This is a genomic window from Mesorhizobium sp. ESP6-5 (assembly GCF_020164695.1).
GTDB classification, from domain to species: Bacteria; Pseudomonadota; Alphaproteobacteria; order Rhizobiales; family Rhizobiaceae; genus Mesorhizobium; species Mesorhizobium australicum.
Window position 1 is genome coordinate 175,784 of the sequence record NZ_JAIUGR010000015.1, and the last position, 13,241, is coordinate 189,024.

Here is a 13,241-nt window from a genome sequence, read left to right on the forward strand (position 1 = left end):
CCCTGCGGGTGGATGTTTGAAATCGGTCGCCTCGCGCCGGCCGCATTGTCTTGGGGAGGATAGATCATGGACGCGCAGACCTTTGGCGCTTTCTTGTTGTGGCTGATCGTTGCCGCAGTCGTCGTGCTGATCGCGGTCTATATCTTGCGCTGGCTCTATCGCCGCTCGACCAAGGAGACGGCGTTCGTGCGCACCGGCTTCCTGGGCGAGAAGGTGGTGGTCAATGGCGGCGCCTTCGTCATTCCGGTGCTGCACGAGATCACCCCGGTCAACATGAACGTCCTGCGGATCGAGGTGCGCCGCGAAGATGGGCATGCGCTGATCACCAGGAACCGCATGCGCGTCGACCTGATCGCCGAGTTCTTCGTCCGTGTCGGCGCCAGCCGCGAGTTGGTTGCCGCCGCCGCGCAGACACTTGGCCGCCGCACGCTGCAGCCCGACAGCCTGCGTGAATTGCTGGAAGGCAAGTTCGCCGGTGCCTTGCGCACAGTCGCAGCCCAGATGACGCTGGAAGAAATGCATGAACTGCGCGGCGACTACGCCGCCAAGGTGCGAAGGCTGGCCGAGGAGTCGCTTGCCGCCAACGGCCTGGAACTCGAAAGCGTCGCCATCGTCGATCTAGACCAGACCAGCCTCGAATATTTCGACCCGTCCAACGCCTTCGACGCCGAAGGCCTGACCCAGCTGACGGAATCGATCGAGACCCGGCGCCGCATGCGCAACGAGATCGAGCAGCGCACGCTGGTCGATATCCGCAACCAGAACCTCGATACCCAACGCAAGGTGCTGGAGATCGACCGCGACAGCGAATATGCGCGCCTCGAACAGGAGCGCGAGGTCGAGATCCGCCGCGCCGCGCAACGTTCGGAATTGGCCATCGATCGGGCGCTACGCGACCAGGAATCTGAGCAGGCACAGCTTTCGTCGCGCGAGGCGGTCGAGAAATCGCGGCTCAACCAGGAGCGCAACATCACCGAGGAGCGCATCAAGAGCGAGGAAGACACGCAGCGCCGCGAGATCGCGCGCCGCCGTTCGCTCGACGAAACCGAGATGAAGATGCGCGAGCTGACCGAGCGCGAGCAGATCGCGCTCGAACTGTCGCTGGAGAAGGCCCGAATCGAGCGCGAGGGCACGCAGAGCCAGCTCGAGATCGAGCGCAAGAAATTGCTCGAGGTCGCCGAGCTGGAGCGCCAGATCGCCCTCGCCGAAAAGGCGCTGCAGGTGACCCGGGCCGAGGCGGAAAAGCGTCGTTCCGAGATCGTCGAGAACCAGGCGACCGAGACGGCGCGCATCGCGCAGGACCGTGCCATCGACGAGGTCAGGATCGCAAGGGAGCGTCATCTCGAAGCACTGCAGATCGCGAAGCGCCAGGCCTTCGAGGAGGCCGAGATTTCGGCCGGCGAAGAGGTCGAACGCGCCCGCATCACCACCGAGCGCGGCATCGAGGAAGCGCGGCTGATTAAGGATCGCGACATCAGGCAGCTCGGCGTCGACCGCGACCAGAAGATCGAGATCGCCGAGATCCAGAAGGCGATCGACATCGCCAAGAAGACGCAGGAGCGTTCCTCCGCCATCGCCGCTTCCGAAGCCGTGCGCGCCAAGGCCGTCCAGGCCGAGGAGCAGGCCTTCACCGCCCGCGAACGCGAGATCGCCGAGCGTCGCAAGCTGACCGACCTGATCGGTGCGCAGCGCGAGGCCGAACGCGAGGCGCTGCGCATCACATCCGCAGCGGACGCCGAGATGAAGGCGGCGAAGAGTCTGGCCGAGGCGCAGAAGATCGCCGCCGTCGCTTCGGCCGAATCGGAGAAGATCCACGCCCTTGCCGCCGCCCAGCGCTACGAGGTCGACGCCGCTGGCCACCGCCAACTCAACGAGGCCGAGAACATCCTTTCCGAAGGCGCGAGGGCCGGGCGCCTGCGCGGCAAGCTGCTCGACCACATGGAAGGCATCATCCGCGAAAGCGTCAAGCCGATGGAGAAGATCGACGGCATCAAGATCCTGCATGTCGACGGCCTCAACGCTGGCACTGGCGGCAACCGCAACGTCACCGACGAGGTTATCGATTCCGCGCTGCGCTACCGCGTGCAGGCGCCGATGATCGACAATCTGATGAAGGAGATCGGCATCGAGGGCGGCTCGCTTGGCCGCATGACCGATGTGCTGCGCGACGCCAAGGATATTGCCAGCCTGACCCGCGACAAGAAGGGCAAGGGCAAACCCACCAAGGACGACGATGACGACCGCGATCACTGACGGGATTGCAGTGGCAAATATCGGCGGCTATTCGAAATGACCAAGGTCTATGTCTCCTCGGTCATTCCAGCGCCGGCGGCGGAAGTCTGGAAGCTTGTGCGCAACTTCAACGCATTGCCAAGCTGGGCGCCGTTCGTCGCCGAGAGCCGCATCGAGCAGAACGCGCAGGCAGACCAGATCGGCTGCATCCGGAGTTTCACGCTGAAGGACGGCGGGCGTATCCGCGAAAGGCTACTGGCGCTGTCCGACTACGACCTATCCTGCAGCTACGCCATCCTCGAAAGCCCGATGGCGGTCGAGAACTATGTCGCCACCTTGTCGCTGACGCCGATCACCGACGGCAATTTGACGCTCGCCGAATGGCAGGCGGAGTTCGACTGCGCGCCGGATCGCGAGGCCGCCCTGATGCATCAGATCGGCCATGGCGTGTTCCAGACCGCCTTGGCCGCGCTGAGACATCGGTTCGGGCGCTGACGCCGGCCGATGGTCAAGGTCTGCCAGAGCACGATCATCGAGGCACCGGTCGACGAGGTCTGGGCGATCCTGCGCGACTTCAACGGCCATGACCGCTGGCATCCGGCGATTGCCTTCAGCGAGATCGAGGGCGGCGAGCCGATCGACGCGGTAGGCTCAGTGCGCCACTTCAGGCTGAACGATGGCGGCGAATTGCGCGAGCAATTGCTGGCGCTGTCCGACAAGGACCGGCGGCTGAGCTATTGCCTGCTCGAAGCGCCGCTGCCGCTGATGGGCTATATCGCCTCGATGCGGCTGAAGCCGGTGACCGACGGCAATGCCACTTTCTGGGAATGGCGCTCCGAGTTCACCCCGCCGGCGCATCGCCGCGACGAGCTGGTGAGGTTGGTCACCGAAGGCATCTATCAGGCCGGCTTCGCGGCCATGCGCAATCTTCTACGAGAGCGAAGCGTCGGCTCGCCGATCGATGTGAGGACTTCCCGGGCGGTTGCCGCTCCTGCGCCATCGGCAGGTGTGCCGCCCGTCGTGCCAACGGTCATTGAGGGTCAGGCCGCAACAACCAGGGCGATCGTTGTCGAGCGCTATGGCGGACCCGAAGAGCTGCGGCTCAGGGAAATCGGACTGCCGTGGCCGGCGCCGAACGAAGTGCAGATCCGCCATACGGTGATCGGTGTCAATTTCATCGACGTCTATTGCCGCACCGGCTATTTCGACCTTCTGCAGCCGCCTGGCGTTCCGGGCATGGAGGCGGCCGGCGTCATCGAGACGGTTGGGTCGGCGGTGTCGGGCTTCTCTGTCGGCGACCGTGTCGCCTATGCATGTCCACCGGTCGGCGCCTATTGCGAGCGGCGCAACATGGTGCCCGATCTTTTGGTCCAACTCTCCGATGATATCTCCGATGACATTGCCGCCGCCGGGCTGCTCAAAGGCATCACCGCGAGTTTTCTGCTGCACGACGTCCATGTTGTCCGTCCGGGCGAGATTGTGCTTGTCCATGCCGCCGCCGGCGGCGTCGGCCAATTGCTGGTGCAGTGGGCTCGCCATCTCGGTGCGACGGTAATTGCGACGGTGTCGAATAACGACAAGGCGCGGATCGTCGAACGGCTGGGGGCTCATCACGTCATCGTCTATTCGCGAGAGAATTTCGCCGAGGCGGTTATGCGATTGACTGGCGGCGCCGGGGCGGATGTCGCCTATGATGCTGTCGGAAACGACACCTTCGGCGGGTCGCTGGCAGCGCTCGGGGTACGAGGCCATCTCGTTAGTTTTGGCCAGGCTTCAGGCCCAGTCGGCAACTGGGACATTGGTCGGTTCTCCTCGAAGTCCGTCACGATTTCCCGGCCCAACTACGCTCACTATACGGACACACCGCAAAAGCTTGCTCCGCAATTGAACCGGTTCTTTGCCGCGCTCCGACTGGGCGTTGTCAAGGTCGAGCATCCACGGCCCTACGATCTTGCAGCAGCGTCTCAGGCCCATCGCGATCTGGAGTCTCGACGAACGACCGGCGCGCTGGTGCTAAAGGTTTGAGACAAGTTTTCACAATCGGAGTACGGGCGGCACCGCCCTTCGCGGTGCCGCCCGCGCAGCGGCGTCACACGAAGCTGGCGGTCGCTATTGCCGCCATTCATTTCAAGGCGTTGCGAATGGTTGCTGTCGGCGTAACCCCGACCAACCGCTAGCGCTCGCAGGGTCCGTTTTGGAGAACGCTCAGACGGGCTTCGACGACCGATATGAGGCGCAAAGCTGGCGTTGCAGCGGAAGTCCGTTTCTGGGCCGACTGACAGGCCAGCACGGGATTTTGACTCGCCGAACCATCTCCAATTGCTATCGTGCGGCCGCGCACGAGGAATGACTTTCGCCCTCGTGGGGCACGAGGGAAAATGGCGAACACGGACTGTCAGCACTCGATGCGAATATTTGAGGAGGACCTTTCAAAAATCGGTCTTGGAAGAAAGCATCCCGGAGAGCGAGTGGCGAAAATACGGTGAGGAACTTGTCCGGGTATATACCGGCTCTCCGATCGTAGATCCCGGATTGCTGGACTGGATCGTAGGCAAATAGCACGGGGAAAGCCTCGGCGCTTACGGCCGGTCTTGGCGGCCACCGCGGCACCGCGCCGCGTGGCCAACAGTGGGAAGGCTGAGCGGACGTCAATCCAGACCTTTAGTTTGGGCGCTACCTTGCTCTCGCTCCACGAGGTGCGGAACTTGAGCTCCGACATCACCCAACCTTTAATTACCTCGTTCAGGACAGCGGCTGTGAACTGGCTGGCTTCAGCGCCTGCTCCAGCCTTCACAAACTCTGCCTCAATTGCTTCGCTCCGTCTGTGAAAAGGCAGGCGGCACCGGCCGGGGAGCTGGGCAACTTCCTAGCCGAGGTGCAGCTGGCTGTCGGCCACGACGTTCTGGGGCCGAAGCTGATGCTGGAGCGGCTGCTTTAGCCGTCCGGCCCGGTTCCTCTCGGCGTCCAGCAGTTCCTCCTCGGTTATCAGGCCGTTCATAAACAGCTTGAGCAGGTGGGACGCGATGCGCTGGGCCTGCTGCGATTTAAGGGGAGTGCCGTTCTCGTTGCAAACAATGCGGCACACGCGAGAGAGCATGTCGATCTCGCACGGCTCCAAGCACTGACCGGGGTACAACATAGCCTTTCCTCCTCGAAAGCTACGAAACCCGGACAGTGCGACAGGCGTGTGAATTCCGCAATTGATTTTGACGTGATCGGGTGTGCTGTCAGGCGCGCGTGTGCACTCGGGAAATGTGGTGAGTTGCCTCTTCTAATAGAGGACATCCCTCCGATTTTAGGAGCTAGCTTCTAATGCCTGCCCGTACACAGGCTTCCCCCCACAGTCCCTCGACGCCCTTGATGCGAACGATCCGCTTTCGGCATGCCCGTTAGAAAGCCGCATCTTGCCTTCAAGGAGCAGCTCCGCTCTGAGCTCAGGACGAGATTGGCAGTACAAAACCGACCGCAAGCGGTATTGTTGGACGATCATGGTCAATTCATCGGCACCAGCCATAGGAGGACGGACGTGACCAATTCCACAGGGAGTTCTTTGGGCGTCGCTGTCATTACCGGCGCATCCTCCGGAATCGGCAAAGCTTTTGCCGAGCGCCTGGCCAGCGACGGCTACGACATCGTGCTCGTCGCCCGCCGACGCGACCGGCTCGAGTCGGTAGCCCGCGAGATCAAGGCCGGCGGCGCCTACGCGGAAATCATCGTCGCCGATCTGGCGCTGTCGGAGGGCATCGACACGGTAGAGCAGCGGATCCGGGCCGGGGACGTATCGCTACTCGTCAACAACGCCGGATTCCAGACTTACATGCCGTTTGTCGAACTCTCGATCGACCGCGCCCAGGAAGAGGTTGCCGTGCAGGTAACTGCCGTCATGCGTCTGTCGCATGCGGCACTTCCTGCGATGATTGCGCGCGGCGAAGGCGCCATCATCAATGTCTCTTCACTGCTCAGCTTCAGTGGAAGCATGAACTCCCCGTTCATGCCGAAGCGCTCTGTCTATGCCGCCACCAAAGCCTTCGTCACCACCTTCAGCGAGCTCCTGGCGGCTGAACTCCAAGGCAAAGGAATTCTCGTCCAGGCGCTCTGTCCCGCAGTCGTCAGGACAGAATTCCATGACATCGACGGCAAACCGGTCCTCAGGCCCAATGTGCCGGTGATGGAGCCGGCCGACGTCGTTAAGGCATCCTTGGCCGGCCTCCGGCAGGGTGACACGGTCTGCATTCCGGCCTTGGAGCAAAAGGGCAAGTTCTCCGCTGTCGCGGACGCAAATCGGGTCCTGTTCGATGCCGGTCGCGGGGCCGAACTAGCGTCTCGGTATCGCTAACGCCAGCCCGGCCCGTTCTGTCCCACTTGAGCACCAGAGCCAAGTGGACGTGCCGCGAGCCCACCGAAGCGGCCGGTCCGCTCACATGGTGCTCAGCATGCACTGTGAACGGCCAGGATAAGGCGCAAAGGCGACGTCCGGCGTGGTTGAAAGCGATGTCTCTTCAGGCAGGGCAAAGCTGACCTTAACGGCCGACATGAGGCGACCGCGGTCACTCCTGGGCCGGACGTATGCAATCCGCTTCAAGGTTCTTAGGCCACGATCCCGCGGCAGTTTCGATTTGCCGATTGCTTTGATCCTGTGATTACCGCCTGTGGTGGGGTCAGAGGTGCGGCCGGACATGTGGGAAACAGGGCTATCGCTGTGTCGGCTTCTAAGTGGGTTCACGGTTTCGAAATCGGCCTGGCCTCGTTCTATTGCGCCCTGCAGGGTAGGAGCCCTATCTGGCCTCTATCCTCAGCGCAGTCAGCGTCTCCGGCGTGATCGTCCCGGTGGCCTTCAGCGAGTAGTCCGCCTGCATGCGCAGCAGCCCCGCCCTTAATTCAGGATTCATCTCGCCGTCTAGCTCGCCGCTGTAGTAGCCGAATGCGAGCAGGGCGAACTGGACCTCCTGGACGATCTCCTTGAACTTGTAGGCATTGCCCGGGAGCGTCTTGAGGGGCGCAGGCGTTGGGGCGGTCGCGGGCGCCTGGTAAGTCGGCGCGGGCGTTGAGGGAGCGCTATACAGCGGAGCCGCTTCGCTCGGCGCCGGCGCGACGTAGGAATAGCCGCCCGTGGACGACCTATGGCTCGAGTGCGAGCTATGGCTGCTGTGACTGCTATGTCCGGCCAGCGTGTACAGGTGGTCAAGCTTGAAGGTGTCGAAGAGGGATTTCGTCTGTCCGAGGTCGCTGTCCAACGTTTGCTTAGTAGGCAGCGCCTGTGCATTGGCTGGCAAGAATCCCGCCGCGAGCAGCGACGGTATCGTGAAAAGCCGCTTCTTCATTGGATTGCCCCCAAATTGCTGTATCCATGGTTAGCTGGATGCCAATCGAAAAATCCTCCGCACACGGCCTTTAACGAGCATCCGTCACATTCGTCTCGATAGGCACGCTTCCAGTCGGAGATCGTGGCCGGCGCCAGATGACGGTATCCTTCGGGCACCGTGCATAGCGGGAAATTGTAAAGCCAGGCGTCTATCCCGCGGCTCCTCACGAGATCGAGGGAACGGCCGACTACATCGAAGCCTTCCGAACTGTCGTAGAAGAGGTCCTTCCAGTTCATGCGGCCGAAGCCAATGTTCTCCATCTGCATGAGCGCCCAGGTTCGGATGAAGGGCAGCCTCGACGTGATGAATCGTGCCAGACTTGGCAGTCCGTCAGCGTTCGGATGCATAAGCACCGTGCGAAGTTCAACCTGCGCACCCAGACAACACAGAAGCGCCAGGTTCTTCAGCAGCTGCGTATGTGCACCCTCTTTGCCAACGATCTGGTCATGAACGGCCGGATCGCGGGAATAGAGAGGGATACCCCAGACAACCCTGCCCCGATCGATAAGGTTCATCGCGTGCCAGTCGCCCTCTTCGAAATGCTGGCCGTTCGTCAGGACGTGGAAGGATAGGTCAGCGCGAGCGTCCAAAACCCTCCTCAAGAGCTCGAAGAGCTGTGCCTTGAAAAGCGTCGGCTCGCCGCCGGAAATACCGATCGTCGCGCCTTCTGGGGCCAGCAACGCCGCCGTCTCGAAATACGTGAACAGGTCGACATGATGCTTCTTGGGTGGCTGGGAACACATCAGGCATACCTGGTCGCACCGCTCCGTCACCAGGAAGGTGTTGTGCAGAGATGAACTGCGGATGAGGCGGTCCGCGGTTCCGCGCCGCGGGTTTACGAGCAGCACGTCTCCATCGACCTTGGCAGGATCGATGCCTAGAATTCGTATCGGACCGCCCTCGCCGACGTAGTCGGCGCCTTCCGGGCCGACGCGCTCCAGCGCCACGTCGAAAGGATTCAGTTGTTCAGTCTTTTGTTCGCGGCCATCGGCCTCAAACGAGCGAAGCCGGACCACGAAAGGCTGGTCAGCGTTTGCCTCCACCTTGATGCGCAAGGGTATCATTGGTGTGTGGGCGCCATGCTGTCGTCCCAGCGACCCACGCCGAGCCAGGCGGCCACCGAGGCGCGCGTCGGCTCGTCATTCCGGTAGAGGACCTCAAAGACCTTGTCGAATAGCGACAAGTGGCGGCCGCAGAACCATGTGTCAGGCCGCGGAACGTCAATCCGGCCATACCGGGAAATGTCATCGATGACGTCAGTGCCGCAGAACGGCTGGTAGGCGCAGTGGACGCAATCTGGATCGAAGTGGTTGAGTGCTCCCGAATTGAGAACGTCGACCTTCGCTCTGTCGATTCCAGTGCTGACGTCACCAATGCTGAGATCGATGCGGCCAATCCTGGACAGCATCCGGGCCTCGTCGGTCGGGTAAAAGCGGCCGTCGTGATCGATCACGACATAGTCGGAGGCGAAGAAGTTCGGGTTTCGTATGTCGACGTGGTTATCGGCATCGAAGCGGAGCACGCGCCTCAGGCACTGGCTGAAGTAGTACTCTTCCATGAAACGCCCGGTCCGGTGATTGCGAGCGATCAGCAGGTCGATGAAGTCGGAATGGAGGCGATTCCAGCGCGCGAGGACATTGACGCCCTGTTGAATCTTTCGTGCGAATCCTTGGTGGTTGATCGGGCGCAGGTAGACTGAACGAATTCCGTAGCGTTCATAGTTGTCCAGCAGCGCGTCGAAGTCCGGCGGGTTGGCGACATCGACGGTGGGCAGGGCCGAAATTTTCCCTTCTGGATAGCGGGAAACGGCTGCCTCGAGATTTCGAAAGAAGACATCGGTGACTGCACTGCTGTGGGTCCGCTGACGCTCATGCGTCAGACGGTCTCCGTCAAGCGACGTACTCATCAAAGTGTCGTCGGCATCCAGGAAGGCCCATTCACGCTCCTCCAGTGCTTGCAGGTTCGTGCAGACGACGAATTGAGACCGCGTAAACTTTCCGCGGCAGAAGTCCCGAACGGCTTCTAGGATATCAACTCGAAGCAAGGGCTCACCTCCCTGGAACTCGATCTTGATATCCGGGCCTTCCAAGCGGTCGAGGAACGAAAGGACACTGGCGAGGGTCTCGTCCGACCAATCGAATCCGCGAGCATTCTCAGCAGCGCGGGAGACCTGGCAATAACCGCAAGCGAGATTGCACCTAAGCGTCGGCACGAGGATGACGTAGTTCATTCTCGTCGTGCGCGCCTGCCGCCTCGCCCACCTGTAGGCGAACGACGTCCACTGAAGGTCGAACTCTCGATCGAATACGTGGTTGCCTTCCCTAAGGAACGTTCCATCGAGTGAAGCCAGGCTGTCGGCGGCATACCGATCCAGGAAGCCATGGGTTGACTTGAAGAATCCGCCTGCATCGTCGCAGAACAATACCGAACCGTCCGACATGTCGCGGAACTTCAGCGGCCAGACGTTCATCGGCTTGTGACCGCGGCGACGAGCGCCTGGCGCATAGTCAGTGTTTCGGCGTAGACCTTTTCACGATAGACAGCGTGCAAAACGTCTTTTCGAAACCGCTCTTCGGTTACGTCGCTTGAACCGCGTACTGATATCCCGCCGTCGCGCCAAGCAAACCTGCACGCGGGGTAATGTACCTGAAGGCGAAGCATCGCCGAACTGACGTGCTTTTCAAATTGTGGCGAAACATCCACCACGAAGTCTAATTCAGCAGCTCTAGGCAATTTTGTCATATCCCGCCCCGCGCGATAATGCGCGGGTCGGAATAAACAATCAATGGCATATTTGACCAAGCGCTTTCAGAATCGGCGTTGACTACGGCGTATTTCGCACACTCAGCTCCAACCCATACTTGCAGGTCCGCCAGAATACCTATTTCAAGGATGAGTGCTCCAAAGGAGGACGCAACAAAATGAGCTACCTGATGCTCCGCATCTCGATCGTGCTCACCCTGCTTCTGATGGCCGACGGCGTTGCTTCGCGAGCAAGTCATCGGCAACGGGCTGTTGGCGGCGCCTGTGGCTATTCTTCCCCTCGGCCTCTCCGCGAGACTCACCTACGCAAGTTACCGGCCGACTCCTGCCATCACCCGGTAAGCATAAAAACTCAATTCCTGCCGCCGCCGCGTGTTGTGGTCGTACCTGTCTTTTGCCGATTGCGTGTGCCTGGTCGAGGCGGCGCTGACCGCGCCGCGCGTCGGCCACACCATCTCCTACGGTAGTTCCGACAACAAGCTGAAGATGGTCGACAACAGCGGTGCGAACCATCTGGATTTCAATCCGCAAGACAGCGCCGAGCCATTCCGCGCAACTGTCGAGGCGAATACGCCTGTTCCCGATCCGAAGAAGCCCTCGGTGAAATATCTCGGCGGCTGGTTTTGCGAGCTTGGTCACCCTGCCGACAAGCCGATGTGACTGTCGAGGTGCCGCAATCAGCACTTTGGCATGATGACCTGGATGTCTGCTTTGAACATGCACAGTCTTAGGTGAACGTCAGACAAGGGGGCGCAAGCTCCCTTTCACTTCAGAATCGCAGGCCTGGCCTGCAGACCACGCAACACGTGAGCCGGGCGGCGTCGAAACCCCTTCAGGAAAGGCGCCGTCGCGCGCGCAGCAATTGGCGATAGCCGCGCTCGACCATGTTCAGGCCGTCCCGCACTAAGCGATGCGTCTGATATCGAAAAGCCGAGTCGTGCCAGTCGACGGCACTGACCAGTCGCCGACCGAACAAGGCGGTAGCGACTTCAAAATGGGATGCCTGCTCTTCCCGGCCATCGAGGCATCGCAGCATATGGCTTAGGCGCCGGCGTTGGGCTGCGGTCAATCGAGCGTCGGGAAGCTGCTGCCTGTGGATCGAGCGGATGAACCGCTCAATGGCTTGCAGCCGGTCGTACGCCATGTCGTCCAGCGGTATGATGGCGGCAAGCGGTTCGCCTGGCTTCGTATCGCCAAGAAGCGCCAGTTGCATACCGCCAAGCGACGAACGCATGTGAAGGCCGACCTCATCATGCCGGCCCATGGCCAACGGTACGTCGAAGGCGCTGCCCTCCCGCGCTTGCAGATCCGGTGGAACCTCGACAAGGTTCACGACCCCAGGATCGATCTGAGGCGCCCAATAGACGGGCTGCTCGACCGCGGACTGGTCAGGCCGAGCGGCGAAACTGCAAACCCCAGCGCTTGCGTAATGCGCGCCTCGACTTAGCCGAGCGGGAGGTTGCGAAGTCCTGCTGATAGTGCGGGTTGCGTCGCAGGAACTCCCAGGCGATCTCATCGGCGGCTGCGCCTTTGATGAATGCATATGCCTGTGGGTCACGCCACTGCGATGTATCGGGCTTCATCCGCGTCCTTCCCTTCTCAAGGATTTGATAGGGGGACGCGGTGTTGAGCGAAATCCTTGGATTCCGTCATTGACGAATGGACGAGGAGAGACCCCGGGTCAGGCGGTCAGGTTAGAACTTTTGGGAGACCTACTGGCTCGCGCCTTGCAGTGCCTTGAACACGTTTGTCCAGGCACGATAGGCGTCATCATCACCCTGGCTCCACGCACTGAAGGCGCGCCAGGCGGCGAAAGATGATGCAGACTGTTCGAACAGCGAGCCGTTCCATTGGTCGCCGGTGGGCCAGCCGGCCGGCTGATCGCACATCGCGTCCTGCGTAAGACGCCGGAGATCGGCCAAGGCCGAACGGATGTGCGGCAGGGGAAATTCGACCATGTCGGTGTTGTCATTCGCTTCCCGAACCACGACCGCAAGCTTGGCGATCACACCTGCCAGCGATTGGGCAGGCGTCGCCGCAATCTCAGCCAACAAGGCGTCAGCCTTTGCAGCATCGTCCTGCTCTTCCTCGCAGCAATCAAGATAATCTCGGGCGTTAACCCCCGCCCCGCGCCCGATGACTTCGCCGATAGACAAGGGCGCGCCGCGCTCCAAGAGCACGTCCTCTGCCTGCTGCTGCCGGACACAGGAAGCAAGCATAGCAACGTGCGCTTCAATCCAGGCAAGGGATAGGACAAACGCGGGATCGGCTGACGGCTGGTCGTCGATGACCGGAGTGGTGGAAGCCCGAAGATCGCCCCTGACCAACGGAGATTGCAGCTCCCGTTCGCGCGTGACGGAAGGCAAAGTCGTGGTATTGTCGGAATCAGCCATGATCCGAGCTCCACACAGCTTGGCATTGGTCAGGTCGGGCAAGGTGTTCCTGCACCCTGCTCGACCGTTTCACCGCCGCCCAAGCGTGGCATCAAATGATACTTTTGGTATATACGAACTTACAAGCGGACAGGTTCGAGCCGCGCGTGCTTTGCTTCAATGGGATCAGAAAACGCTTGCCGAACGGTCCAAGGTCTCGCTCGCTACAATCAAACGACTAGAGCCTCTAACCGGTCCAATAAGTGCAAACAGAGTGACCATTGACGCGTTGCGACGCGCATTCGAATCCGCAGGTATTCAGTTCATCCCGGAGAATGGTGGTGGTGCGGGCGTGCGGCTCGCCAGCCGTTCTGATCGATCGTAGCAAGGTTTGGCAGTCATCATCAGGAGACGCCTCGCCCGGTACCGGGCGAGGCGTCTGCCAATTCACTCGCCGTTGCGGCGGCTGGGGCGGGACCAGATCAGGCTGTGGCCCTCGCCTTCCTCGTCG

At 61.2% G+C, this 13,241-nt stretch carries 12 protein-coding genes; 5 read left to right on the top strand and 7 right to left on the bottom strand.

All coding sequences use genetic code 11. The features are described 5' to 3' along the window. The first annotated feature begins 66 nt into the window (after positions 1 to 66). The 3 genes from LB524_RS23765 to LB524_RS23775 are packed head-to-tail and all read left to right on the top strand — an operon-like array spanning position 67 to position 4,257. Entirely contained in the window at positions 67 to 2,253 is a 2,187-nt protein-coding gene (locus LB524_RS23765) for a flotillin family protein (protein ID WP_140793402.1), read from the top strand. A gap of 36 nt (positions 2,254 to 2,289) precedes the next feature. Beyond that, entirely contained in the window at positions 2,290 to 2,727 is a 438-nt protein-coding gene (locus tag LB524_RS23770; RefSeq protein ID WP_140793400.1) for an SRPBCC family protein, read from the top strand. Positions 2,728 to 2,736: 9 nt separating this feature from the next. After that, positions 2,737 to 4,257, top strand: a complete 1,521-nt coding sequence (locus LB524_RS23775) for a zinc-binding dehydrogenase (RefSeq protein WP_224530667.1) — start codon at positions 2,737 to 2,739, stop codon at positions 4,255 to 4,257. A gap of 841 nt (positions 4,258 to 5,098) precedes the next feature. On the opposite strand, the gene LB524_RS23780 is transcribed toward LB524_RS23775, so the two are convergent. After that, the gene (locus LB524_RS23780) at positions 5,099 to 5,329 is read right to left on the bottom strand and encodes a hypothetical protein (RefSeq protein ID WP_224530670.1); all 231 of its coding nucleotides are present in this window, start codon (positions 5,327 to 5,329) and stop codon (positions 5,099 to 5,101) included. A 429-nt stretch (positions 5,330 to 5,758) separates the two neighbouring features. Between LB524_RS23780 and LB524_RS23785 the strand changes: the two genes are divergently transcribed. Further along, the gene (locus LB524_RS23785) at positions 5,759 to 6,568 is read left to right on the top strand and encodes an SDR family NAD(P)-dependent oxidoreductase (protein WP_181171506.1); all 810 of its coding nucleotides are present in this window, start codon (positions 5,759 to 5,761) and stop codon (positions 6,566 to 6,568) included. 439 nt (positions 6,569 to 7,007) lie between these two features. Here the strand turns inward: LB524_RS23785 and hxsA are convergent, their stop codons facing one another. The 3 genes from hxsA to hxsB are packed head-to-tail and all read right to left on the bottom strand — an operon-like array spanning position 7,008 to position 10,065. Next, positions 7,008 to 7,553: a His-Xaa-Ser repeat protein HxsA gene (gene hxsA / locus LB524_RS23790; RefSeq protein WP_140793394.1), complete on the bottom strand. Its 546-nt coding sequence runs from the start codon at positions 7,551 to 7,553 to the stop codon at positions 7,008 to 7,010. Further along, positions 7,550 to 8,659: a His-Xaa-Ser system radical SAM maturase HxsC gene (gene hxsC, locus LB524_RS23795; protein WP_140793392.1), complete on the bottom strand. Its 1,110-nt coding sequence runs from the start codon at positions 8,657 to 8,659 to the stop codon at positions 7,550 to 7,552. Before hxsC ends, hxsA begins: the two co-directional genes overlap by 4 nt. Beyond that, positions 8,656 to 10,065: a His-Xaa-Ser system radical SAM maturase HxsB gene (gene hxsB, locus LB524_RS23800; protein ID WP_141906119.1), complete on the bottom strand. Its 1,410-nt coding sequence runs from the start codon at positions 10,063 to 10,065 to the stop codon at positions 8,656 to 8,658. The genes hxsC and hxsB overlap by 4 nt, the downstream gene beginning before the upstream one ends. A 698-nt stretch (positions 10,066 to 10,763) precedes the next feature. On the opposite strand from hxsB, the gene LB524_RS23805 reads away from it, so the two are divergent. Beyond that, the gene (locus LB524_RS23805) at positions 10,764 to 11,018 is read left to right on the top strand and encodes a hypothetical protein (protein ID WP_224530672.1); all 255 of its coding nucleotides are present in this window, start codon (positions 10,764 to 10,766) and stop codon (positions 11,016 to 11,018) included. A gap of 172 nt (positions 11,019 to 11,190) precedes the next feature. Here the strand turns inward: LB524_RS23805 and LB524_RS23810 are convergent, their stop codons facing one another. The 3 genes from LB524_RS23810 to LB524_RS23820 form a co-directional block, all read right to left on the bottom strand. Continuing rightward, a complete protein-coding gene (locus LB524_RS23810) occupies positions 11,191 to 11,691 on the bottom strand; it encodes a DUF2285 domain-containing protein (RefSeq protein WP_140793386.1) in 501 nt (166 codons plus the stop codon). A 55-nt stretch (positions 11,692 to 11,746) separates the two neighbouring features. Beyond that, positions 11,747 to 11,941, bottom strand: coding sequence for a transcriptional regulator domain-containing protein (locus tag LB524_RS23815; protein WP_140793384.1), 195 nt, complete (start codon positions 11,939 to 11,941; stop codon positions 11,747 to 11,749). A gap of 129 nt (positions 11,942 to 12,070) precedes the next feature. Then, positions 12,071 to 12,751, bottom strand: a complete 681-nt coding sequence (locus LB524_RS23820; protein ID WP_224530675.1) for a hypothetical protein — start codon at positions 12,749 to 12,751, stop codon at positions 12,071 to 12,073. Positions 12,752 to 13,241 lie beyond the last annotated feature (490 nt).

What these genes read in the sequence shown, in the direction of transcription:
- LB524_RS23765 (WP_140793402.1), top strand. Translation starts at nt 67, where the DNA reads ATGGACGCGCAGACCTTTGGCGCTTTCTTGTTGTGGCTGATCGTTGCC.
- LB524_RS23770 (WP_140793400.1), top strand. Translation starts at nt 2,290, where the DNA reads ATGACCAAGGTCTATGTCTCCTCGGTCATTCCAGCGCCGGCGGCGGAA.
- LB524_RS23775 (WP_224530667.1), top strand. Translation starts at nt 2,737, where the DNA reads ATGGTCAAGGTCTGCCAGAGCACGATCATCGAGGCACCGGTCGACGAG.
- LB524_RS23780 (WP_224530670.1), bottom strand. Translation starts at nt 5,329, where the DNA reads ATGCTCTCTCGCGTGTGCCGCATTGTTTGCAACGAGAACGGCACTCCC.
- hxsA (WP_140793394.1), bottom strand. Translation starts at nt 7,553, where the DNA reads ATGAAGAAGCGGCTTTTCACGATACCGTCGCTGCTCGCGGCGGGATTC.
- hxsC (WP_140793392.1), bottom strand. Translation starts at nt 8,659, where the DNA reads ATGATACCCTTGCGCATCAAGGTGGAGGCAAACGCTGACCAGCCTTTC.
- hxsB (WP_141906119.1), bottom strand. Translation starts at nt 10,065, where the DNA reads ATGAACGTCTGGCCGCTGAAGTTCCGCGACATGTCGGACGGTTCGGTA.
- LB524_RS23815 (WP_140793384.1), bottom strand. Translation starts at nt 11,941, where the DNA reads ATGAAGCCCGATACATCGCAGTGGCGTGACCCACAGGCATATGCATTC.
- LB524_RS23820 (WP_224530675.1), bottom strand. Translation starts at nt 12,751, where the DNA reads ATGGCTGATTCCGACAATACCACGACTTTGCCTTCCGTCACGCGCGAA.